Annotated in this window: 14 protein-coding genes, 1 tRNA gene and 1 pseudogene; 7 read left to right on the top strand and 9 right to left on the bottom strand. The window is 35.4% G+C overall.

The window, feature by feature from the left end; all coding sequences use genetic code 11:
* Positions 1–418: 418 nt before the first annotated feature.
* Positions 419–1165 (bottom strand): oligogalacturonate-specific porin KdgM family protein, encoded by a 747-nt coding sequence (locus E2R68_RS02170; protein ID WP_134275853.1) that lies wholly within the window; start codon positions 1163–1165, stop codon positions 419–421.
* Between the two features lie 1330 nt (positions 1166–2495).
* Here E2R68_RS02170 and E2R68_RS02165 point away from each other — a divergent pair.
* The gene (locus tag E2R68_RS02165; protein WP_134275852.1) at positions 2496–4295 is read left to right on the top strand and encodes a sodium:solute symporter family transporter; all 1800 of its coding nucleotides are present in this window, start codon (positions 2496–2498) and stop codon (positions 4293–4295) included.
* Positions 4296–5124: 829 nt separating this feature from the next.
* Here E2R68_RS02165 and E2R68_RS02160 read toward each other — a convergent pair.
* From E2R68_RS02160 to E2R68_RS02135, 6 genes are all read right to left on the bottom strand, one after another.
* Positions 5125–6858 carry a polysaccharide lyase family 7 protein gene (locus tag E2R68_RS02160; RefSeq protein ID WP_243834575.1) on the bottom strand — a complete coding sequence of 578 codons (1734 nt, stop codon included), beginning with the start codon at positions 6856–6858 and terminating at the stop codon, positions 5125–5127.
* Between the two features lie 374 nt (positions 6859–7232).
* A complete protein-coding gene (locus E2R68_RS14055; protein ID WP_134275851.1) occupies positions 7233–8864 on the bottom strand; it encodes a polysaccharide lyase family 7 protein in 1632 nt (543 codons plus the stop codon).
* 201 nt (positions 8865–9065) lie between these two features.
* Positions 9066–10526, bottom strand: coding sequence for a hypothetical protein (locus tag E2R68_RS02150; protein ID WP_134275850.1), 1461 nt, complete (start codon positions 10524–10526; stop codon positions 9066–9068).
* A 1270-nt stretch (positions 10527–11796) separates the two neighbouring features.
* Entirely contained in the window at positions 11797–13254 is a 1458-nt protein-coding gene (locus E2R68_RS02145) for a LamG-like jellyroll fold domain-containing protein (protein WP_134275849.1), read from the bottom strand.
* A gap of 886 nt (positions 13255–14140) precedes the next feature.
* Entirely contained in the window at positions 14141–15505 is a 1365-nt protein-coding gene (gorA, locus tag E2R68_RS02140; protein ID WP_134275848.1) for a glutathione-disulfide reductase, read from the bottom strand.
* 233 nt (positions 15506–15738) lie between these two features.
* Positions 15739–16863, bottom strand: a complete 1125-nt coding sequence (locus E2R68_RS02135; RefSeq protein ID WP_134275847.1) for a phosphoserine transaminase — start codon at positions 16861–16863, stop codon at positions 15739–15741.
* Positions 16864–17167: 304 nt separating this feature from the next.
* Here E2R68_RS02135 and E2R68_RS02130 point away from each other — a divergent pair.
* Positions 17168–17243, top strand: a tRNA-Trp gene (locus tag E2R68_RS02130).
* Between the two features lie 363 nt (positions 17244–17606).
* Positions 17607–19901 (top strand): Lcl domain-containing protein, encoded by a 2295-nt coding sequence (locus E2R68_RS13965; protein ID WP_208380090.1) that lies wholly within the window; start codon positions 17607–17609, stop codon positions 19899–19901.
* A gap of 332 nt (positions 19902–20233) precedes the next feature.
* Here E2R68_RS13965 and E2R68_RS13855 read toward each other — a convergent pair whose 3' ends face one another.
* Positions 20234–20398 (bottom strand): hypothetical protein, encoded by a 165-nt coding sequence (locus E2R68_RS13855; RefSeq protein WP_166738779.1) that lies wholly within the window; start codon positions 20396–20398, stop codon positions 20234–20236.
* A gap of 148 nt (positions 20399–20546) precedes the next feature.
* Here E2R68_RS13855 and E2R68_RS14050 point away from each other — a divergent pair.
* The 4 genes and pseudogenes from E2R68_RS14050 to E2R68_RS02100 all read left to right on the top strand — a co-directional run bounded on the left by E2R68_RS14050 (position 20547) and on the right by E2R68_RS02100 (position 23760).
* A pseudogene (locus tag E2R68_RS14050) lies at positions 20547–20885 on the top strand (DUF3604 domain-containing protein).
* Between the two features lie 70 nt (positions 20886–20955).
* The gene (locus E2R68_RS02110; RefSeq protein WP_134275844.1) at positions 20956–21810 is read left to right on the top strand and encodes a peptidylprolyl isomerase; all 855 of its coding nucleotides are present in this window, start codon (positions 20956–20958) and stop codon (positions 21808–21810) included.
* A 4-nt stretch (positions 21811–21814) separates the two neighbouring features.
* Positions 21815–22798, top strand: a complete 984-nt coding sequence (locus tag E2R68_RS02105; protein ID WP_166738777.1) for a HupE/UreJ family protein — start codon at positions 21815–21817, stop codon at positions 22796–22798.
* A 341-nt stretch (positions 22799–23139) separates the two neighbouring features.
* The gene (locus E2R68_RS02100; protein WP_134275842.1) at positions 23140–23760 is read left to right on the top strand and encodes a MarC family protein; all 621 of its coding nucleotides are present in this window, start codon (positions 23140–23142) and stop codon (positions 23758–23760) included.
* A gap of 218 nt (positions 23761–23978) precedes the next feature.
* On the opposite strand, the gene E2R68_RS02095 is transcribed toward E2R68_RS02100, so the two are convergent.
* Complete coding sequence (locus E2R68_RS02095) at positions 23979–26177, bottom strand: bifunctional diguanylate cyclase/phosphodiesterase (protein ID WP_134275841.1); 2199 nt, start codon at positions 26175–26177, stop codon at positions 23979–23981.
* Between the last annotated feature and the right edge of the window lie 93 nt (positions 26178–26270).

The raw sequence follows: 26270 nt of genomic DNA, 5'->3' as shown, positions 1-26270 counted from the left end.
ATAGGTTGTGCAAGATAATTATCGGTATCACGAATGAGTGTTGCTAGGCTTTTCCCCATTAACGTGGGTGTGCCGAGCGCTTGTTGTATCGCTTCTATTTCTTGTTTGTCCATGAGTACGGCGTTTGCGTTAGCAAGCATAATGACCTCGTTGCGTAGAAAGTTAATATCAGAATAGGGCACTAAAATAATACAAATGAGGTTAAAAATCACTTTTATTATTGAATTTATACTTTAAATTTGATTATTTAATAGCTTAGAAAAAGTGTTTAATCTGTTGTTTTGTTTTTTTATAGCTAACTATTTTTCTTTGAAGATATGTCAATGGATATAAGGTTATAAAAATTTTTAACAATAAAAAAAGCTGTTCACCAAGGTGAACAGCTTTTTTGTTTTTAGGTAATTAACTACTTAAGTGCTTAGTAGTAGTATTTGATACCTAAACGGTAACGCATTTGGCGTTCGTCTGTTTTAGAACTAGTTCCGTCAACAGTCCATACTTCTGCATATGGTTTCCAGTTACCCATTTTGTAACCTGCGATAACACCTGCATCCCATTCCCAATCATCATTGTTCGCTAAACGAATATTGTCGTAAGATTGAACGTAGTTAGCTTCGTAGCTTAATTCGAAACCAGGAATAGATTTGAATCCGTAACCACCTGTTAATGTTAATTTACCTTGAGTGTAGTTATTTAGAGCATCACCATCCATATTAGTTGTAGTTACACCATCAATTTGGTCTCTGTATTCAAAACGGTAACGTAAAGCAGTTTTTAAACCGAAGTCTGATTTATAACCAACACGGAATTGTGGTTTGTATACTGTACGTGAAGCCGTCATTGCAATTGGCATACCTGGTTGGAAGTACCATTTGCCCATGGTGTATTTAACACCCATATCTAATTCAGTTTCTGTTAGTGCCCAGTTACCAAAGAAATCATTTTTACTGTCATCTTGACCAGCAAATTTCATTTCTAAACCACCGTAAACACTTACATTTTTATGGTCTGCGAAAGGTTTCCAGCTATCACCTACTTTTACACGGCTAGCTTGAGTTTCACTTTTATCTTTCCATTCATGACGGAAGTCGAATGAACCTGCTGATGCAGTACCGGCTAAAACTGTTGCTGCTACAGCAAAGATTAATTTATTTTGTAATTTCATTGTTATCATCCAAGTTGATGTTAAAAAATGTACCGTGAAAATTTTAGTTTTAATACTGCGTAATTGTTATACAAGTACGAAATCTAAAAATATGTTTTATGAAATTCAGATTTTCCTGAGTCACCACAATGGAGCGTAGAATACATAAAGATGTGGACTTACTTCTGTGATTCTCCTCTAACTTTCCTTTTGCTAAGCCCTAGATCTTACTTTCTTTGTGATTTAGATCTTAAATATCAATGATCTGCAATGTTGTTTTTACTTAAGTGGTAGTTTTTTGACCAGCTAAAGTGTGATCTAGGTTTATTTGTATAGCCAGTTTTTATTTTTTGCTAGTTAATTTGAGAGCAATTATCTGATTTTTTGCTTGAAAAAATATTTTTTGGAAAATATTACTCTGTCTATTTCTTTAATCTAAACCTATTTACCTATTACTTGTCACCCTAAAATTATCACTGTAACTCTCTATAACAAACTTAATTCTGGAAATAGCGCTGCATTATCATGAAATATCTTGCTTATTTAAGATGATTTAATATGGAAGACACAAAAATAGCGGGCTGTATCGGTTTGCTTATGCAAAACTGAGATGACATATAGTTATCATTTAGAGTGATGACGATTAACTACTTTTATTTCAGTGGGCTTAATAAGAGTTCATTTGTGTTGTTGCTTTTAAACTGCTTGGTCATTTGCTTTTATTTGTTTTGTTCTATGCATCTATTACCTAAGAGCTTGCTTAATTAAATCACAGCGGCGTTTATTGAAATTCCCTTAAATAAGTAAATGATTATTTCCCTTGCTACTATATAAAAGATCTTTTAAAGATCTATTTTACTTGTGTGCCATCACGTTATTGTTAATACACTTAGATTAAAACAGTCACTGCATAACTTAAATAGGCAAGTAAAGTGCACTTTATGTAATCATTTTTTACAACAGAATAGTGAATAACTTTCTAAATCACTCTCTAAATAGCTATACATGGATTTTTCTCATCAACTCAATTTGCATTTCTATAAAAGCAGTCTAAGCAAGTCTTCATAATGTTAAAGATCTTAAGCTTTAATAAAGATCTTTTTTAAGATCGAATTCGCTTCGATTTTGCTAACAACTTCATTTCGTTAAGTATTTTTAAAATGTCTGTGATGAACTGCAAAAGACTACTTATTTAGAGGGATATTTTGAAAATCTAAGATCTGGAATGGATTATTTGCCTTTAACGAAAATTTAATATGATTTTAATCACATACTTTTGTAATTGTAATACAACTAATTGCTTCTCTCATATATTGTCGCACCCATTCTTAATAACTAAAGGGTCTTTACAATGGATTATAACGTACTCACGGTAGGAGTTTACTTCCTATTTCTTATTGCCATCGGTTGGATGTTTAGAACATTCACCTCTAATACAAGTGATTATTTTCGTGGGGGCGGTAACATGCTCTGGTGGATGGTAGGTTCTACTGCCTTCATGACCCAATTTAGTGCTTGGACATTTACAGGTGCTGCTGGTAAAGCTTACACGGATGGTTTTACTGTTGCGATTATCTTTATTGCTAACGCATTTGGTTACCTAATGAACTACTTGTACTTCGCTCCGAAATTCCGTCAACTACGTGTTGTTACGGTAATTCAAGCAGTACGCCAACGTTTTGGTAGCAAAAACGAACAAGTATTTACTTGGACAAGTATGCCTAACAGTGTAATTAACGCTGGTATTTGGTTAAACGGTCTAGCTATCATCTCTTCTGGTATCTTCGGTGTTGATATTGAAACAACTATCTGGGTAACTGGTCTGGTTGTATTAGCGATGTCTGTAACGGGTGGTTCTTGGGCGGTAATCGCATCTGACTTTATGCAGATGGTTATCATCATGTCTGTAACCATTACTTGTGCAATCGTAGCGCTTAATCAAGGCGACGGCATCAGTGCTATCATTACAAACTTTGAAGCTCAAAAAGGTTATACATTCCTTGTAGGTAGTCAAATTAACTACTTCACAGTCTTTGCTCTATGGTCTTTCTTCATCTTTGTTAAGCAATTCAGTATCACGAATAACATGCTTAACTCTTACCGCTACCTTGCGGCAAAAGATTCTAAGAATGCACGTAAAGCTGCTCTATTAGCTTGTATCCTTATGACTATCGGTCCAATCATTTGGTTCCTACCAAGTTGGTTCCTAGCTTCTACTGGTGTTGATTTAACATCTATCTACCCTGAAGCTGGTAAAAAAGCGGGCGATTACGCTTACCTATACTTCGTTGATGAATACATGCCTGTTGGTATGGTTGGTCTACTTATCTCTGCGATGTTTGCGGCGACAATGTCTTCAATGGACTCAGGCTTAAACCGTAACTCTGGTATCTTCGTTAAAAACTTCTACCAAGTAGTTTTACGTCCAAATGCAACTGAAAAAGAATTAGTAACTTGTTCTAAAATCACTTCAACAGTATTTGGTTTAATCATTATCCTTGTAGCGTTATTCATTAACTCTCTTAAAGGATTGAGCTTATTTGATACTATGATGTACGTTGGTGCTCTAATCAGCTTCCCAATGACTGTTCCAGCATTCTGTGGTTTCTTCATCCGTAAGACTCCGGATTGGGCTGCTTGGGCAACATTAATCGTAGGTGGTATGGTTTCTTACTACGTAGGTTTCATTATCTCTGCAGACGACATCCAAAACTGGTTCAATCTAGACACACCATTAACTGGTCGTGAATGGAAAGATCTTAAAGTTGGTGTTGGTCTAATGGCTCACATTGTAATCACTGGTGGTTTCTTCTGTAGCACTATGTTGTTCTACAAAAAATTATCTCCAGCGCGTGAAAAAGATGTTGATTTATTCTTCAACAACTTAGCAACACCATTAACTAACGAGTCTAATGCTCAAGCACGTTTAGATAACAAACAACGTAAAATGCTTGGTGCTCTAATTAGCTTCGCTGGTGCAGGTATCATGGCTATGTTCTTCTTACCTAACCCATTCAACCAAAGCTTAATCTTTGTATTATGTGGCGGTATCGTTCTAGCGATTGGTGTACTACTAATCAAAGCTGTTGATGGTTCTGTAAGTGAAGACGATGATGAAGAAGATCCAGACAGACTTCCAGAAACTAACTAATCATTAGTTTGGAACGACGTTAATATTCTTTAACATCAATTGATAGAAAGCGGTTAGTTTAACTAACCGCTTTTTTTTGCCTAAAATTTACCTATTTAATATTCAATAACTCCCTCGTTTAATTCTTTCAGCACTTCATCTCGTATTTGTTTATCTTGTTGTTTGAGTAGGGCGCAGGATTAATCCTACATGTTATTAGGTAGCTTGAAAGCTACGCCCCTGTTGTTTATTCAGCTTATTGCTTGAGTGGGGCGCAGGATTGATCTTGTATGTTGTTAGGTAGCTTGAAAGCTACGCCCCTGTTGTTTATTCAGCTTATTGCTTGAGTGGGGCGCAGGATTTATCCTGCATGTTGTTAGGTAGCTTGAATGCTACACCCCAGTGTCGATTACTCCGTTTGTTATAGGTAGCTTGAAAGCTACGCCCCTGTTGTTTATTCAGCTTATTGCTTGAGTGGGGCGCAGGATTGATCCTGCATGTTATTAGGTAGCTTGAAAGCTACGCCCCAAGTGGCGGTATGTGTTGGGGCGCAGGATTGATCTTGTATGTTGTTAGGTAGCTTGAAAGCTATGCGCCAGAGTCGATTACTCTGTTTGTTATAGGTAGCTTGAAAGCTACGCCCCAAGTGGTTGAATTGGTTGGGGCGCAGGATTGATCCTGCATGTTGTTAGGTAGCTTAAAAGCTACGCCCCTGCGTTATTTGATGCAAGGAGTGGGGGATATTGTTTGCAGGGATGCTGGGTATAAAAAAACACCTATTACTTGTGGATAATAGGTGTTTATATGTGAGCTTAATAAATAGCAGTGTTATGACTGCTGTTATTAGTCTTTAATCATGTTCTGCATGTAAGTAATAGAAAGTAGCTTGTACATAGTCTGTATCATCACCACTATTATTTTGATTATAAACACCGGCTTTGAAGTACATGTAGTCCTCTTTTTGATCGCCATCATCATTAACATAATAACCGTCATAACCACTGTTGCTCATATCAACTTCTTTTGTGATGGTGTCTTTACCGTCGCGCATTATGCTCACTGTCAGCATCGTCCCCTTAACATCGATTTCATAACCGAATTTTTCGTTAAGTTCAATACCATCTTCTGGCTCAGAAGCACTACTACTTTTAGAACCAATCATCTCATACCACTCTTCTGAATTACCATTACTTGGCTCATGAGCAAAGTAAATCGAACCTTTTTTATGGCCTGGCAATAAACGATAATAAATACGAACTGGCTCATCACTCGCAGCGTGAATCTGACCAACAATAACGCGTCCTTTATGGCTGCTATCACCAGTGGTTGTTACCGCATTAACCGCTAATGTCGCAATCATATTTCCATCAACACCGCCTGCGAGTTTTTGTTGATCATCTGGTGCATTACCAAATACCCAGTTATTGCCATTCACACCTTGTGTGCTAATGCTAGTGTCTTCGCCACGTAACATGCCACGCAATTCAGTACGTGTGTATGATGTGTTTTTAGATGTTCTCGCGCCTCCGATGTAATCTCTAAAGACCATGCCGCCATCTTTAGTATCTGTCCAGAAATAATCTTTACCACCTTGGTCTGTCAACTCATAACCATCATTTAATTGTTTAACAGTCACCGTTGTTGCTTTGGCATAACCGTCACCTTCACCGTTATCAATAGGAACACTTAAGTTCCATAATGAAAGGTCAAAGTTCTCAGATGGAGCTTTAGAAGCGTCTAAGTTTGGATGAATTGGCAAGTCTGTATCTTCTGAACCATTTGATCCTTCAGTGCCTTTAACTACGGCAGAGTAACTTCCAGAATATAGGTCACCATCACCATCTAGATCTTCATTGATAACATAAGATTCAAAGTTATCAGAAAAAACTTCACTTGAGCTTGTGCCTGTTACGTTAGAGTAAATCGCAATGTCATCCACTAAGAACTCTTTTGACTCTGTCATATCGTTGTTGCCAATTTTAAAGCCTAGGGTGTCAACGCCTGTAGCACCGGCATTATGAAAGGCATAAGTACCAATTTTTTCATTATCGATAAATACTGTGTATTCAGCATCAGCCACATCCCACGTCATTTTCACATCAACCCAATTACCTGGCGTAAAGGTGGAAACGGTTTGTGATTCACCTGATCTAATTTTTACATTGCCCTCATCAAGTTGTACTTCTCCTAATAAACCATCCGTTTTTCCAGATTTATCAAATAACGAAATATATGATGTGGCATCTTCAGGTGCTGAATAAAATACAGATGCAGTAATTTGTCCTGAAGTCAGTTCTTCACCGTTATTTTCTGCAATAGGGTATTTTAATTGACCACTTTCTCCTGCTTCCATGTTGGTAAGTACCGCATATTTATTACTTTCTTCTGGTGTTGTTCCGTTATTATCACCATTGTCAGTGTTGTCATCATCGTCGCTACCGCCATTGCCGTTATCGCCACCGTTGCCGTTACCACCACCAATACCGCTATCAGTATCTCCGCCTGGATCAGTATTAGTTGAACTTCCACCACATGCGGCAAGGAAGAATGATAATAAAAGAGTCACTGCTAAATTGTTTTTCACTGTATTAGATCCATCTTAGTGTTTATAAATTTTTATCGAACCGTGCTTTAAAGCATCAAAGCAGAATGTATCTATAAAAAGATAACGGAGGTAGTAGAAATTTTAAAAATTGATAGGTCAGAAGTGAATATTTATATAAAGATGATTAATGCAGGATGTTTTGTTTTTATTTTCGTAACTTGCTAATATATATGAATATATTTTTATTTTTTCAGTCTGTTTATGGGGTGGAATAGAATTGAAAATACTCTGGAATAGGGGATAACTAAATTATTCACTCACCATTTATGAGCTAGCGATTAATAATGTCTATCTATTTAAATCAGCTTAAAAAAGCTGCCAGTAATTAACTGACAGCTTTTGAAGTGACGATTTTAAGGGTTATAACCCGTATGGTGATTATCTAAATAATAGAATGTAGCTTGTACATAATCATCACCATCACCTGATTTATTTTGGTTATAAACCCCGGCTTTGAAGTACATGTATTGGTCTGCATCATCAAAACCGCTGCCAGACATATCCCATGTTCTCGTTATATCATCTTTATAATCTCGTTTGATGGTGACAATCAATAAGTTACCTTGCACTTTAATTTTGTAATAAAACTTTTCATTCAGCTTAATGCCATCACTTGGTTCTGAAGCATTATCACTTGTGCTACCAATGAGTGTGATCCACTGTTCTGCACCACTTCTTGGTTCATGTGCAAAATAAAGTGACCCTTTTGTATGCCCTGGCAATAAACGGTAATAAAGGCGGATTGGTTCATCATCATTGGCATGTATTTGCCCAATAATAACGCGACCTCGTTGATCACTGTCACCACTTGTTGTGACATGGTTCACGGCTAACGTTGCTTCTAATACACCATCAACGCCAGCTGCGTCTTTTTGAGCACTTTCTGGTGCGCTAGAAAACACCCAGTTGTTATCCATATTTTTAGCTGATGTGCTATTGCCACGGCTTAACATTTCACGTAATTCAGTACGAGTGTAAGTAGTATTCGTTGATGTTTTAGGGCCATCTATTGGACAAACAAACACCATGCCACCATCCGTAGTATTAGTGTAAAAGTAGTCTGAGTTTTCATAACCGCCATTAAGTGTTTTAGCTGAAACAGACGTTGCATTGCCATCACTTCTTGCAACAGGAACACTCAAGTACCAATCTAATAAGTCAAAGTTATCCGATGGAGTTGCGTTTGGGTCTAAGTTAGCAACAGGAATATTAGTGTTATAAGTGAGTGTTTTAAATTGTACTGTGCTGCTACCTTCAGCATAATGATTAACAACGCCTGCTCTAAAGTAGTTATTTATGGTTGGCCAGTAACTCGTATCTTCGCTTACTTTCTGTTGTTCATTTACTTTAATTTTGAGTTGATCACTTTCTACTAACATTTCAAACTTGCTAGGAGTTGATGCATTATAGTCAGCTAAGTAGGTGTATTCATAACAATTTGAGTCTGTGTCATTTGCGTTACAACTACCTGTATTAATCACAGCCCAATAACTATTACTGTGTTGTTCACGAGTTTCAGCTTGCCAAATAATACGCGCTAGAGGTGCATAACCATCATCATTATCTATTTGCAATAATGTGATATTTTGATTTATCTCAGCAGTTGTTGTTTGTGAATCACTTGTTGCAGTAGGTAATATTTCAGCTGTTAACCTATAAAAATCACTTGAGTTCGTTTTAAAGTTATTAGTAAAACGTAATTCTGAGCTTTTGCCTTCACCACTGGCATTAAATGTTAACCAGTTTGATGTGCTATCTATTTTAAAATGGCTATCACTATAGTGAGTGAATTCTCCGGCGTTTTTAACCGTTGATCCATTTTGTTCTAAATCAGCAACATCTAATACATCTTGGTATTTTGGGTAATCGTATGGGGAATCGCCATAGTTTTGATTTTCATCGTATGAGCTACCGCCGCTACCCCCACCGCCACAAGCAGTTAATGATAACGATAATAGAAGCAGGGTAGGGATATTATATTTCATCTTGTTCTCAAATTATTTTGATTAACGATATTAGGCGCTTAGTTTAATTGAACAATTAAAAACACTGAATAAAAAAGGGAGATAAAAAATGGGATTATGTGATGTTGGTAAAATAATATTTCTTAAATAAAAAAATACCGCTTATGAATATAAGCGGTATTTGTATAAATCTTAGATTTTATTAAAGTCTAAGTAAATAAATTAAAGTACTGGTTGATCTGCAACAGTCGCTTCAGAGCTATTGCCATGGTATGAATCGTTTTCAGTACCAAGTTCTGTACCTGCAGCGAAACCTTCAAAGTCATCAAAGAAAACTTCAGTTGTTTGATCAAGTACACTTAACTCATCAAGGTATAATGTGTAATCAGTTACTGCACTTGAACCCATGTATCTAACTTGAACATCTTTGGCACCTAGGTTGTCATCTCCAGGAGCATAAGTATTTGTGTAAGTACCAATTTCATCACCATTAACTGTTAATGTGATATCAGCAGCTGTTGTACCATTAGTAACCCAATCTAACTTAATATCTACCCATTCACCTGGTGTAAATGTAGCTAGAGTCCCTTCTTGGTTTCTTAATGAAAGTTTACCTTCATCAAATTTTAAATCAGCAAGATGTTGGCTCTTACTAGTAGATGTGCCAGCATCAGAGAATACTGTTAAGTAAGCAGATTCAGTTTCATTTGCATCGTATAGGAAAGATGCAACTACTGAACCTTCTGCTATCGCATTATCAAATGAATATCTTAACTCACCTGTGTCGTTAGTAAGTGTATCTTCAACAGCTGCAACTTTTGTTGAGTTTGCTGGATCATATGTACCATCACCAATTTCACCGCCTTCATCTGTGTTGTCATCAGTACCACCATCATTACCTTCAGGTACAATTGCATTTTCTGCGTCTGTCACTTCAATACCTGTTCCAGATATTGTGAAAGCGCTTAATGAGCTAGAAGTAAAGTTATTTTCGTATACAACTTCACCAGCTGCATCAGAGATAACGATATCATCTACATAGTAAGGTGTTGCAGTAGAGCTTACGCCAGCTTGGTCGGCAGTTTTAAATCTTACTTTAGTTGCATTTGATGCATTAGTTACATTACCTTCGTATTTACCAATCTCGCTGCCGTCAGCTAGATTCGTAACGGTAATAGTTAAATCAGTCGTTGTTACATCCCACTCAATATCAATAGTTGCCCAAGTTGCATCTGCAATCTCAATACCTGTATCGATATCGTCCCCTGATTGACGAATATGCAATGAAGTGTAACCCTCAGTAGTATTTGGGTAATCACTGCCTGCTTTTGTACCCATTTTAAGATCTACAACCGCATCATTATTACTATCACTAATTTCAGAGTTAATCGTGATATAACTTAATTTTTCTTCATTTGCATTAAGTAATACGTTAGCTGAAACTTTACCTGCTGCTTGTGGAGTTGGTAAATTGTATCGAGCGTATGAGTTTTCAGTAGATGTGTCACTTATTAATAAAGATTGTAGAAGTACAGGTGCATCTGGATCTACATCTACATCTGGAGCTGGATCCGATGGGGTAGATGAAGATGAAGAGCTTGAACCACCACAGCCAAACATTAATGCTGCACTTAGTGCTACTGCTGTGAATTTAGTTGCTGCTGCAATTTTAGTTAATTTCATATTAAATTCCTTTTTAGTTGCTTTACATTCCATTAAAAAATATTCGATGGAATATTTTAAAATAATTAAATGAGAACGATTTTTTTGTGTTCTTATTTTTATCTATTGTTAGGGATTAGAAATTGAGCGTCAAATATTCCTTTTGAATAAAATGATCTCGCTCACGTTAGTGTTTTTTTACCTTCTAAAAGTCGATCTGTGTATCGTTTTGTTTTGTCACAACACCTTTCAGCTCACTGTTTGCAAGGATTCGCTGTTGTGGTGGTTGATAATAATACAATTTCAAAACAGTGTTCATAGGCTTTTTATGTGGTTGACTTTATATTCATTACTCATAATAAAAACTAAAAAATAGTTATTTATAAAGACTCATTTATTGACTAAAACAAAAAACAAATGACTACTTTTCAATATTTTTTTGTCCATAATTAGTCTATTAATTAGCTTTTATTTTTCAAATGTCACTTGTTTTTTATGCTTTTATTTTGCGTCGAACTGAATGTTAATTGTTCAATATCATGCATTTATATTTTCTATTTTTATAAATAAAAATTATTGGTGAATATAATGTGGCAGCTAATAAAGCCATTAATCAGAAACATTGTAGGCATTACAAAATGAATTTTTAAGAGATGGTTTTAAATTAAATTTGTTTTTATTAACTGTTTTTTTCTTGTGCTTTTGCGGCTGTTTTTATTATAAAAAGCGCACTTTTATACTACTCACTAAACTTTTACATCACTTACTAATGAACAATGTTATGACCTATTTTTTACATTAAATGTGAAAATTAGGTGGGAAGTCAAAAATCAGGCTTTATTTAAATCCCTAAGTAGTGTTTTTTGTTGTTTTTATGAAAGCAGTTAATATGAATTTTTGGCTAAATTGTTTACTGGTAGATTAAAAATAAAGGGGGAATGGCTTTTTAGATAGTAGATGAATTGATATCTCTGAATGGTGAGTATTTATCTAATCTATAGAAATATAAATGGGTACTTGATGTAATTAAAAATATTTAGAGAAAAAATTTTAATACCAATTACATTAAATCAGTGTTCTAAATATTATGCAGGAAAAGTGACTTAGTTTAAGTAAATGGTTACTTCATTGATGAAACTTACAATAAAAAAATGCGTTATTTTAACAAGTAAGATAGGTCAGTTAATTGGTGTGATAGATATAACGTGAGGGGAAATTTCTATTTTTGAAACAAAAATGCCATTCATTTTCATGAATGGCATTTTAAAAAGCTTTCTATTAATATGTCAGCTTATAAAGCTACTTTTTGTACTGTTGCTTCTGCTGAGTTCTGATCAATATCACCTCCGGCAACAAGATCATACCCTTCAGTAAAAGCTTCAAAGTTTTCATTATAAGCTTCAGTTGTACCATCTGAAATAATAATGTCATCTACATTGAATTCATATGACGACATTGTTGAGCTATTACCCAATTTGAAAGTAATAACAGTCACAGGAGTTAAATCACGACTGGCGAATGGGCCCTTAAATGTTGTTCCGCCATCGATTGAAAATGAATAATCATTTTCAGTCCATTTTGCTACAAATTTAATTGCTTGGCCGTCTGTATAGCTTAAACCATCGATAGTTTGTTGTGCTCCACTATCATCACGATATTTAATCTTATTACCAGAAAATATAATATCACCATGCAAATTAGCTGATGATGTACCTGAACTGTATAATGAGATTAACGCATCATTTTTACTGCTACTTTCATCTACTGTTGTATCAGCATCTGGTTGTATTTGTATTGTTGCACTAATTTGACCAGCTGCTAATTCAGTTACATGCGTTTGGTCAGCAAGTTTAATACGTAGCTCACCTGTGTCCTCCTTAGTGCCGCCGATATTTGTATCTAAGATTTGTGCCGCTAAATTATCTGCATTACCTGTACCACCGCCTGTATCGCCGTTACCACCACCAGTACTACCTTCAGTACCATTGTATTTATCACTAATAACAGCTTCATTTGTTTTTTCAGTAAAACCATCGATATTAACAGCCTCATTACCTACTGTTTGTGTATCAAAGTTTTCATTTATAACTTCCATTGTCGCAGCTTTATCACTGTATATTGCTAAGTCATCTACGTAGAAAGTATGAGTTGTTGTATTTGAATTATTACCAATTTTCATTTCTACTGCAGAAACAGCATTTGCATTGATTACTGGCCATGTACCTGCTTCTGTACCATTAACAGATAAAGTGTAATTTGTTTGATCCCAGCTGATAGTAATTGTTGCCCAAGTATCTTCTGGGAATGTTTGTGTAAGTGCTTCGTCTTCACTTGATGATGCTGATGTTGCTCGTTTAAAACCAATGTTTGAACCTGAAGAGAATCCACTATCCATTTTGATGCTTGCGATCTGATCAGCCGATGTAACCGTGTCTGCATGTAAAGTAACGTATGCAGTTTCAACTTCTTCTGCTGAATAACGTACTTTTACACTTACTGAACCTTCTTCTTGTGCTGAACCTAATGTGTACATTAATTTACCAGCATTGTCTGTGCTTGTATCTGTTAATGCAACTGAGTTACCTGGTACTGGAGTTGTGCCACCATTACCACCACCGTCGCCACCAGTGTCACCGCCATTGTTGTTATCATTGCTACTACTTGAGCTGCTACCACAGCCGAACATTAATGCAGCACTTAGTGCTACAGCTGTAAATTTAGTTGCAGCTGCAATTTTAGTTAATTTCATCTTAAATTCCTTTTTTGTTACTTTGTTTGTTTATGTTTCATCAATCATATTTAATGAAACTATTTAAAAATTTTTAAATAGGAACTATTTTTGCTCTTATTTTTCATTATTGTCAGACAATATAAAATGAGCGTCAAATATTGCTTTTTAATAAAATGATCCTGCTCACATTAGTGTTTTTTTACATTCTAAAAGTCGATCTGTGTATCATTTTTATTTTTGAGAATGCTCTGTAGGCTACTAACTGCAGGGGGTTTGTGGTTTTTTTTGTTAGTCTTGATGTACTTTTAATGGTTTGTTTATGCACTTTTTATGTATGTGATTTTATATTCATAAAAAATAGTTGTGCTTAATAAGTGAGCAGGTGTAAGTTAGAGGAGAAGCTTATTAGTACGACAAATAAATTGTTTTATTCCTATTGTTATTTGAAAAGATAAAAGCTTTTTTTACTTGTTTTAATGTTCATTAACCTTTTATTCTTTATGGTTAAATCCTTGCTATTGCTCGTTAATTTTTCAATATTATGTGCTTATATTTTTATTATAGATTAATAAATAACTCGATTTTAAAGATCAATAAGCAGCTAAATAATGGAAAATAAGAGTTGTGGATAATGACTTTAAAAGAGCGTTTTATCTGTCAATATAAAGGGGCTTTTTATGAGTTTTTATCGTATTTTAGAACTGAGCTTTATCATAAACCTGAATTTATTTATCATTGACGAATCATTAATGTGATGATTTATTGTTCATATAAAATGCGTGTTTGCTAACTGAGAAACTGCTTCATTAACGTTATTGAAGGATATGTTGCTAGTAGAAGTGAGATTATTCTGATATCTACTACCTAGTTCTTAATAACAAAGAACTAGGTAGTAGTAGATTATTTAACGCATGGTTACAAATTCTTCTGAACCTGTTGGGTGAATGGCTACAACGCTATCAAAATCAGCTTTTGTTGCGCCCATTTTCATTGCAACTGCAAAACCTTGGATCATTTCATCAACAGCAAAACCTATTCCATGTAAACCAACAACAACTTCATTCTCACCTGCGCAAATAAGTTTCATTTTACAAGGCTGGCGATGTTTGGTGACTGCTGTGTACATGGCTGTAAAACCTGATTGGTATACTTTTACATTTTTTTCGCCATATTGTTCTATTGCTTGTTGTTCAGTTAAACCAATGGTGCCAATTGGTGGGTGACTGAACACCACTGTTGGGATCAAGTCATAATCCATTTTGGCATCAGGTTTATTATTAAATAGACGTTCAGATAACTGACGGCCTGCTTTTACTGCAACTGGCGTTAATTCAACACCGCCTTCCATAATGTCACCAACACAATAAATGCCCGGAATATTGGTTTCTTGATAAGCATCTACTTTGATATAACCGTGTGCGTTAGTTTCAACACCTGTTGCGGCTAAGTTAATAGTGTCTGTTGCTGGGTGGCGACCAATTGCCCAAATTAAGCTATCAACATTATATGTTTGACCATTTTCAAGGTGTAACGTTAGGCTGCCATCGGCTTCTTTAGTCACTTCTTTAGGTGTTGAATGTGTATGTAGTGTTGGGCCTTCTGCTGCCATGACTTCTACTAAGGTATCAATAATTAATGGATCAAAGCTGCGTAATGGGGATTCTTTACGCACAAATAGATGTGTTTCTGTACCTAGTGCACTTAATACGCCTGCAATTTCCACGGCAATATACCCTGCACCAATAATCGCCACACGTTTAGGTTGTTCGACAATATCAAAGAAACCATTTGAGTCGATGCCGTATTCTGCCCCTGGAATGTTTGGGATAGTAGGGCGACCGCCTGTTGCAATAGTGATATGTTTTGCTGTGATTTGTTTACCATTAACTGCAACGGTATTTTTATCTACAAAAGTAGCAAAACCTTTAATCACTTCAACTTTATTGTTACCTAAAACACGATCGTAAGATTCATGAATACGGCCAATATAAGCTTGGCGATTTTCAACCATTTTTGCCCAGTTAAAGCCTTTTACGTCAAGATCAAAGCCATAATCTTCTGAATATAAGTTAATTGCTTCAGCTACTTGCGCGCCATGCCACATTACTTTTTTAGGTACACAACCTACATTTACACAAGTCCCACCTAGGTCTTTTGCTTCTATTATGGCAACTTTAGCTCCATACATTGAAGCGCGGTTAGCTGATGCAATGCCACCACTACCACCACCAATACAGATGTAATCAAAATCGAATTGTTTGTCACTCATGGAGTACCTCATTTTATATGCTGATATTTATTTACAGATAAGTTACAGCATTGTTGAAATAAACTATAGAGGGGAGCTGCAATTTTATTGGCTAATAAGCAGATAATTGAAGATGGCTTTTCTGTTGTTATAAATCTTTTTATGCAGCTAGTGATACGATTGACTTATAAACTATGTGAGTGAATATTTCTTGTGCAAGAAAGTAAAATGGGCTCTAAGAGCCCATTATGTGATTAAGCGGTAACTGTTTGATAAGCCCAAGTTAACCAAGGTGTTAATGCTTCAAGGTCACTTTTTTCAACCGTACTGCCACACCAAATGCGTAATCCACTTGGTGCATCTTTATAAGCGCCAATATCAAATGCCACTTGTTTATTTGCTAATAATTTAATGAATTGCTTTAACTGTTCACTATTTAAATCAACTGATAAACAGACACTGGTATTGGAACGGATTGAGGCGTTCTCTGCTAGGAAGTTTATCCAATCATTTTGCGCAACAAAATCTGTTAATACAGAAAGATTTGCTTGTGATTTTTCAATGCTTGCTTTTACGCCGCCAATTGATTTAACCCAATTGAGTGCATCTTGATAATCTGCAACACATAACATTGAAGGTGTGTTAATAGTTGCGCCGCTAAAGATACCTTCAATTAATTTACCACCTGCTGTTAAACGGAAAATTTTTGGAAGAGGCCAGCTTGGAGTGTAACTTTCTAAACGCTCAACAGCTCGAGGGCTTAGGATAATCACTCCGTGACCACCTTCACCACCTAATACTTTTTGCCAACTGAATGTGGTGACATCTAATTTTCCCCAAGGCATGTCCATGGCAAAAACTGCTGATGTTGCATCACAAATAGTCAAACCTTCACGTTGTTCACTAATAAAGTCTGCATTATCAACTTTAACGCCAGACGTTGTTCCATTCCAAGTAAAGATACAATCATTGGCAGGATTCACTTTTGATAAATCAGGTAATTCTCCATAATCTGCTTTAATTTCATTCACATTTTCAAGTTTTAACTGCTTAGTGATATCGGCATACCAACCTTGACCAAATGATTCCCAATAACAGATATCTACATCACGAGGTCCTAACATTGACCACATGATCATTTCCATCGCACCTGTATCAGAAGCTGGAACGATACCCACGCGATAACCTGCTGGTAGATTTAATAATTCAGCGGTATCTGAGATTACTTTTTGTAACGCTTCTTTACCAATATTAGAGCGATGCGAACGTCCTAATGTTGTTAAGTTTAATTGCTGAATATCATAGCCGGGACGTTTTGCACATGGACCAGAAGAGAAGTTAGGGCAGGCTGGTTTGATCAAAGGTAAAGCGGGATTCATTAGGTAGATCCTTCTGAAAAAAGAATAGGTTTGATGATATGGATGAAAATACACCAGACGAGTATTGTTATCAAACAAATATATGCTTTGCATAGGAGAATAATTTACTTCAGCTGTTTATCGATTGGGGATTGTTAAATAATGAGTATTTTTTATTTTTGAATTTTTGTCGGTAATTAGTTGCGCAAGTTGGCATTTTTAAGCAAATAGCTGTTATTTTGGTGTATTTATAATCAATCAAACCATTTTTTAAGAAAAGAGACTTTACATTAAATCTAGCTTAGGTATTATCCGCAACGTCTGCAGGGGTGTAGTTCCAACGGCAGAACGACGGATTCCAAATCCGTATGTTGGGAGTTCGAATCTCTCCACCCCTGCCACATTCAGATGAAGCCCTAACGAGAAATCGTTGGGGCTTTGTTGTTTCTAGGGTATTGATAATATTTTTTTAGCATTGAGTTACATTTCGCTTCGCGAAAATCCGTATGTTGTCTAGGTTTAAAGTCAGCGAATCTCTCCATCCCTGCCACATTTTGATGAAGCCTCGGCTTATGTTGGGTTTTTTTCGTTTTTTTAAGCAATGAAATTTCACTTCTCCAGGGCTGTCACCAAGGCAACTACAAAAGTTAATGATTGATCTCATTTATTTTTAAGCTTACTTATTTTCTCCATTATTCTTGCTTATTCTTTTCTTATAGTTTGTTCATAGTAATCATGTGGTTATAAATACAAGTGAGGTCATTATGAAAAAAATTCTAGCGGGGCTATTTATATTAAGCGCTATATTTGTTGGTTCAGCCAATGCAGAAAAACTGCTTACTGCAACGATTGTAGGTTCTGGCTCTCCTCTTTTTAATGAAAATAGAGCAAGTGCGAGTGTGCTAATTAGTGCTGGTGATACACAAATTTTGGTTGATATGGGGAATGGTACTCAAGCGAATTTAAATAAGTTAGGGGTTAAAGCTCGTCATTTATCTGCTTTATTATTTACCCATCATCATCTTGATCATAATGAAGAGTTTGTTCCTATTTTTATCGGCTCTCTTATGGGGCAAAAGAAATTTACTATTGTTGGTCCACCTAATACGGTTAAGTTAACAGAGGTAAGTTTAGATCTTTATAAAGAAGATATTGAATACCGTTTAAGCAAAACTCAGAGAACATTAGCTGAACGCCAGAAAAATTTTACTGTAAAAGATATTAAAGGCGGTGAAACATTGGAGATTGGTGATATTCATATTTCTACAATCGAAGTGCCACATACTATTCATACTGTTGCTTATCGTTTTGATTACCATGGTCAATCTGTTGTGATCACTGGTGATCTTACTTACTCAGATAAGTTACCAACTCTTGCTCACAATGCTGATTTTATGATCATGGATTCAGGTGGCATGATAATGAAAGATGGTCGCAATCGCAATAATGCTAAAAAAATGTCAGGTAAAGAGCCTAAAAATGGACGTGTTCGTGCTCATCTTGATTTAGCTGATTCTAGTTTGATGGCAAAAAAAGCAAATGTTAAAAATTTAGTTTATACACACTTTAATTCAAGTGTTGTAGATACAGAAGCTAGCTTGCAAGAGATCCAAAAAAATTACACTGGACATGTTATTTTTTCAGAAGATTTAATGGTGCTGAATAAAGCGCATAATAATGCTTCGAATATGTCTAAAAAACTTAATCATAGTTATGAAATTGTAGATACAGGGCAAAAGAAATTTTATAGCAACAATGCAACGATTGCGTTACCAAAAGAAGGTGAAGCTTTCTTTGGTCAAGATGCAACTTATACCATTAACGATCCTTCGTACACTGACAATAATGATGGCACTATTAGTGATAATGTTACAGGTCTCATGTGGCAGAAAAGTTTAGGTGAAAAACTCACTTATGAAAATGCCTTACAAAAAGTAAAAAGCATTAAATTAGCGGGATATAACGATTGGCGTATCGCTAATGTGAAAGAGCTTTATTCTTTAATTCAATTCTCTGGCACAGTAAAAGGTGAAAGCGCATTAACTCCTTTTATTGATACAAAATACTTTGAACAACCTCTAGGTGATACAAGCAAAGGAGAGCGAGAAATTGACGCTCAAGTTTGGGCAAGTACTGAATATGTTGGTAAAACGATGAATAAAGATGACACTGTTTTTGGTGTTAACTTTGTGGATGGGCGCATTAAAGGTTATCCAAAATATAACCCTCGTACGCAAGAGCCTAATAAAATGTATTTTAGGTTAGTAAGAGGTAATACAGACTATGGTCAAAATAAATTTGTGGATAATGGTGATGGCACTATTACCGACACTGCAACAGGTTTGATGTGGCAGAAAGCAGATAATAAAGCAGGTATCACTTGGCAAGATGCATTAACCTATGCTGAAAACCTGACTTTGGGTGGATATGATGATTGGCGACTACCTAATGCAAAAGAGTTACAAAGTATTGTTGATTATACTCGTTCTCCTGAAACATCTGATTCAGCTGCGATTGACCCCATCTTCCAAACATCTTCTATTAAAAATGAAGCGGGTAAAAATGACTACCCGTATTACTGGACTTCAACAACACATCTTGATGGCAAAGTACCAGAAGGAAATGCCATTTATGTTGCTTTTGGTGAAGCATTAGGAAAAATGCGCGGTAACATTATGGATGTACATGGTGCTGGGTCTCAACGCAGTGATCCTAAAACAGGTGAGGCGATGTCGAGAGGACCGCAAGGAGATATGATCAGAGTAAAAAATTATGTTCGTAGTGTGAGAGGGGGAGAGGTTGTAATAGCAACTCGTATTGAAGCTGAGAAAATGAGTCAATATTCAGTATCACCAAGTGTGGGTAATAATGCGAAGAAAGCATCACCTTCATCAGTGAATAATAGATTTATCAATCGCTTGGATAAAAATGGTGATAGTAAGGTTTCAAGTGCTGAATTCAACGGTCCAGTAAACCATTTTAAACAGTTTGATAAAAATAATGATGGGTTTATTACTGCCGATGAAGCACCAACGGGACCACCTAAACCACGCAATTAATTAACGATAATAAAAAGCTTAGTGAGTCATGTTATTTACAAGCACGAATACTAGGCTTTTTTATTTTTATTAAAATAGGGTGGAAGTTGTTTTAGTCGCAATGATAATTAACGCTGCTTATATAAAAACCATCTCAATAAAGTAATACCGCACACAGTAAATAGCGGATCTTTTTTACTGTTTAAAACACCCCATTTCTTTGTTATAAATTTCGTAAAGGGGATACCATTTACGAAATTTACGCCTTGAATTGAATTATTTTTACTGCACAAAATTTAGATCAGGTACTTAATGTAGTGGATATAATTTGTGATGGTTTTTATAAAGGTTATTTATTTTTTAAGATTAATGGTGATGTAACTTATTGCACCTATAGAGTAAACAACTGCAATGATCCATTGCCATAATAAGACTGGGTCGCCAATAACTTTGCTATGAATAATGCTTCCCCATAATGCAAGCATGATAATGAGTGGTACTAAACCTATTCCAGACATAGATTATCCTTTAAATGTGATTGAATTTTGTATTTTAAGAAAATAATTAATGTGTAGATATTACACTGAGAGAGCCTTGATACAACTGAATCAGGTCAAAATTATGATTTGCCGCCCCATAATAGTAATCACAGTAAATAGCTGAGCTATTTTTACGGTTCAAGCAAGTAAAGATGTTGATGGAGCAAATCTAGATCGTAAGTTAGATAAACAAGGTAAATTAGCTACGGTAGGTAATACCGTGGATTTAAAAACGGCTAAATATGAAAATAGTATTGGTGCAACGAGTTTAATGGGCTGTTGGACTGATATACAGTTTAACCCAGAGCAACATGCATTTTATTACCCCTGAGTTCTAGAAATTCCAACACCTAAATGGACAACTTATGATGCGGTGCGTAATAATTTACCTTTATTAAAAGATGTACAAGCAACAATTAAAAAGCGTGCTTGGACTTCTCCTATCTGGTTTAAACCAGATAGTTAAGATATTTTTATTAACTTGAAGGTAATGGTGGCAACACATCATTACCTTTTTTAATTATTAAGGTTTTAATTTGAACGCGCTACGGAAAGTACTGAAAGACCCTTTTAGCCATTTTATTATTATTGGAGCATTGTTATTTGCTTTATATCCATTGGTTTCTTCGGAAGATGAAACACCTGAACAGGAAATAGTTATCAGTGCTACGGATGTTGTGCAAATGATTAACAATTGGAACAAACGCTGGAACTCCGCTCCTTCAGAAGTAGAGCTAACTAACCTTATTGAACAACAAATCAGAGAAGAAATATTCTACCGTGAAGCATTAGCACTTAATTTAGATAAGGGTGATGCGGTTATTCGTCGCCGTTTGGCGGATAAAATGAGTTACTTAGTCAACGATGTTGTTGTACCGCCTGAAGCAACAGAACTGCAATTACAGCAATTCATGGAGCAAAATCCAGATAAATTTATGTCTCCTATCCGTTTCACTTTTGATCACTATTATTTTAATCCTGATCTTTATGATGAACAGCAAATGCAAACAAAAGTAGCTGCAGCACAAGAAGCGATTCTCAAAGGTGTTGCTGTCAATGATGATGATTTTTTAGGAGAAAAACATTTTCAGAGCTTTCCTGCTCATCAAATAGCTCGATTATTTGGTCGTCATTTCCCGAATGAATTAGAGGAGTTAACGCTTAACGAATGGTCAACACCTTTAGTTTCTGGTTATGGAGTGCATTTAGTAAAAGTGACTCAACGTGAACAAGAGGAACTGGCAAAATTAGCTGATATTCGCCCTTATGTATTAAGAGAATGGCAAGCAAGGCAACAGGTTTTATCTAATATCAGTGTCTATGAAAAATTACGTGCAGGTTATGATATTGAAATCATCATGCCAGAAGCTATGACTAGTAATGGTAATTAAGGGAATGCGTTATTTATCTATTTTACTCTTTTTAATATCGACTCATTGTGTTGTGGCAGATGAAATTCGACCGAGATATTTGCAACTTATTGCTGATGACGCTAATACTTTTTCCGTCCTTTGGAAGTTACCAAGTCAATATAGTAGCAGCACTATTACACCTGTATTTCCAATAAGTTGTGAAAGTACACAAGCTGAAAAAATACACCAAAGTAATAATACTCAAGTGATGCAGTGGCAGATATTTTGTCCTAATGGATTGATCTCCGAAACCTTAACCATTGATGGTTTAAAAGAAAGTAACCTCGATGTATTAATGCGAGTGCAGCAAATTAATGGCTCCACTCAAATACAACGATTAACTGCGACGGATTTATATTTCACTGTTGAGCCGGAAGTAAGTAAGTGGCGAGTGGTGAAGGTTTATACCATTTTAGGCATTGAACATATCCTGTTAGGTTTTGATCACCTGTTATTTGTATTTGCTTTGTTATTAATTATTAAAAGTAAACGGCGCTTATTAGGGGCAATCACGGCATTTACTGTGGCACATAGTGTGACATTAGCGTTAGCGTCACTGAATCTCGTATTATTACCCTTACCACCTGTTGAAGCAGTTATTGCCCTCAGTATTGTTTTTCTCTCGGTTGAAATTGTGCATGCGCAAAAAGGCAACCCCGGAATCGCTGAAAACTCACCTTGGCTGGTGGCATTTTCTTTTGGTTTATTGCACGGTTTTGGTTTTGCAGGAGCGTTAGCTGAAATTGGTTTACCAGAAAACGCGATCCCACTTTCATTACTTTTCTTTAACGTTGGGGTGGAGATAGGGCAGCTTGCGTTTATTGCTTTTGTCTTGTTGATTAGTCGCCTTTTTGCTGGTTATGTTAGCCGTCGACAAAAACATGTTTTATTGCTGTCTTGCGCATATATGATTGGTGGTTTAGCAAGTTTTTGGGTTATTGAAAGAACGGTGAGTTTTTTTGTTTAAACAAATTGTTGGCAATCAAATGGTGGCAGTTTAGTTTTATAATTTACTTTCTCTTATTTAATAAATAAGAGAAAGTAATATTTATTAGATAGAGGTTAGGAACTCCACACCAACTCAATGGCTTCTCTACGTGCGAATGCGATGGTTAATAATTGCTTTTTTTTCTTTAAGTTATCTATGCTGCTTGCCTTACATTTTATGTAAAACTGACTTTCGTTATTACACACTTTCAAGCTTGATATTATTGTTATCACATTAGCTATTACATTGATTATAAAAATATTTATGTATAGAGTGTCACATTATTAGCAATATTTTATCTGCTACAAGGATGAGTGAATATGATCGATTATATTGGCGTTTTTATTTTCCTCTTTGCGGTAATAGACCCCATTGGCACAATTCCTGTTTTTATCGCAATGACGAGTCGATTTACTAAAAAAGAAAAAAGAAAAATCGCACTTAAAGCCACATTTTATTCAGCAGTTATCTTGTTATTTTTCTTAACAGCAGGCGAGATCATTCTCAAAGCTGTGGAAGCTCCTTTATCGGCATTCCAAATTGCGGGTGGTATTATCCTGTTTCTTTTTGCGCTTTCGATGATTTTTGGAGAAAGCAAACCTGATACTGAACTTAAAATTGCAGGCAAAGGTAGCGAAGTTGCTATTTTTCCTTTAGCAACCCCTTCAATAGCAAGCCCAGGTGCGATGTTAGCGGTTGTATTGTTAACTGAAAATGCTGACCATACGTTATGGGAACAAACGCAAACCTCACTTGTGGTTTTAGTTGTTCTTTTAATCACGCTTATTTTTATGTTGTTATCAACCCAGATACATAAAGTGATTGGTAATGCTGGAGCAGGCATTATTAGTCGTATAATGGGAATGATTTTAGCTTCTGTTGCGGTTACAAATGTACTAGGTGGAATAACCGAATATTTTCAACTATCAAGTAACGTATAACTGAGAGATATTAGGTCTAATTTATTATACCAACCACAGTAAATAGCAGCTCTCTTTTACTGCTTAAAACAACTATCTTGTTTGTGATAAATTTCGTAAATGGAGCAATCATTTATATCAATTTACGTCTCGAATTGAATTGTTTTTTTGCGTGAAATTTAGGTCTCGTACTTAACGCAATTGGTATTAGACCTAATCTGATGAGTATTGGGTGATTGTTATTGTAAACAGTAAGCTTTTAAATCAGCGATGCTTAATGGTTTAGAGAAGAAATATCCTTGGAATAAATCACACCCTGCAGTCAGTAAAATATCTGCTTGCTTTCTATCTTCAACGCCTTCAGCTAAAACCGTCAAGCCTAGTTTTTTCCCCATACTAATAATGCTTTCTACCATGGCTTTATCGGTTGCATCTGTACAGATATGGTCAACAAAACTTTTGTCTATTTTTAATTCATCAATAGGAATATGACGTAATAAACTTAATGATGAATAACCTGTCCCAAAATCATCTAATGACAAAGTAATATGATGTTGTTTGAGTTGCTGAAATAAAGGTAATAATGAATCTAAATTCTCTATAAATAAGCTTTCAGTTATTTCTATGGTGATAGCGAGACGTTGATCTATTTTAGTTAATTCATTTAATGAATTAAGCACTTTTTCCATAAAGTTAATTTGCACAAACTGACGTACAGAGACGTTTATCGATAAAGTAAAGGTTTGTTCAATCTCTCGTTGTAATTGGGCTATTTCCTGCATTGCTCTATGCATGATATAGGAACCAAGTTTTGGCATTAATCCCACTTCTTCAGCAATAGGTATAAATAGGTCGGGGCCAATAAAACCCATTTTTTGATTATTCCAGCGTACCAATGCTTCTACACCAATTAGGGTATTATCAGCATTAACTTGAGGTTGATAAACGATACTGATTTCTTCTTTATCAATCGCATTATGCAAAGCTTGTTCAATATCAACACGTTGTATTAACTGACGATGCGCTGATTTGGAGAAGAATAAATATTGGTTATTAGTTTGCTTGGCAATAGTCATACTATTGTCTGCATAACTAAGTAAAGATTCGATATCTTTTGCATCTTCCGGATAACAAGCAATACCAATAGAAGACGTTATTTTAAATACATTTTGTTCAACTAAATAAGGTTGGTTGACGTTTTTTTGTATATCTTCAATACAGTGTTGTAATAGTTCTTTATCACTGCTGTTAACTAATAATACAAACTCGTCACCGCTATAACGTATTGCAAGGCCATCATATTTTTTGATTGTATCTTTAATACGTTGTGCAACTTGAATTAAAATTTTATCGCCATAACTATGTCCAAAAGTATCATTGATATTTTTAAATTTATTGAGGTTTAGATACAGTAACGCAAAAGCTCTGTTATTTTTTTCAGCTTTGTTTCCGTAAGCTGTTAAAGCATTGCCATTAGGTAATTGGGTTAGTGCATCATGTTCCGCTTCATAGGTAAGTGCGATAATTTGTGACTCTTCAATACGGATGATCCATTTAATAAAGGCCCATACAATAATAATTAATAACAGATAAAAAGCGCTGTAAAAAAAGGAATGATAAATAACTCGCTCTTTAATTAATGTATATGGGATATCAGTAGAGACCCAAAATTGATAGCGGCTATCGTAGGTAACAGTAAAGATAAATTCAGCATTATTTATTTTAGCTTGATGAGTATAAATTTCAGTAGGGGAATCAAGTCCTTCTAAATAGGTTTTTAAATCAATGCTTTCTGCTGTTTTTGGGCCTGTTAATGGTGAATAATATTGTGCGTAACTGTCTACAGGCAAGTTTGCTCTAAAGATAGGAACTAAGTCATCTCCTAATGTTGCTTGAATATTATTACTGTGAATATCTTCCTTCCATTGCTGGTTAAGTATTTGAATATCTAAAGTACTAATGAAAACGCCTACAACAGAGCCTGCGGAATTTTGGATACTTTTATACAGAGGAATTAACCATTTATTAGATCGTTGATCAAACATCACCTCACCAAGCACTATTGACTGACTATCTAATGCCTTACGGAACCATTTATTAACCGTGTAATAATCTGTTTTTTGATTACTTTTTTCGATTAATTGTCCATCCACTGAAAAAATTGCAATATTGTATAAAAGTGGATTTTGATTAACGACAGAATTTAAAAGGCTTGGGCTAAAGTTAGGTTGTAAATATTGATCTGCAACTAAATTATGGATGATGTCATATTGTGAGAATAGAGAGTGGAGATAGTTGTGTAAAGATTTAGTGACATAGACTTGTTCAGTTTCAACTTCCTCCATTAAATCTGTATATTTAGCGTAAACAGCTGTAAATAATAAAACGCTGCCCAACACGACAATAGTATAAAAAAGTAACCAAATCTTTTTATTCAAATCAAATTCTACCTTGTCGTTTAGATTTAAATAAACATAGAGAACTACTGCTACCTAGTACTCTATGATTACTTTATCGTGATGTTTGGTGCA

The organism is Psychromonas algarum (assembly GCF_004376845.1).
In the GTDB taxonomy this organism is placed as follows: Bacteria; Pseudomonadota; Gammaproteobacteria; order Enterobacterales; family Psychromonadaceae; genus Psychromonas.
This window is presented reverse-complemented; position numbering and strand designations above follow the sequence as displayed.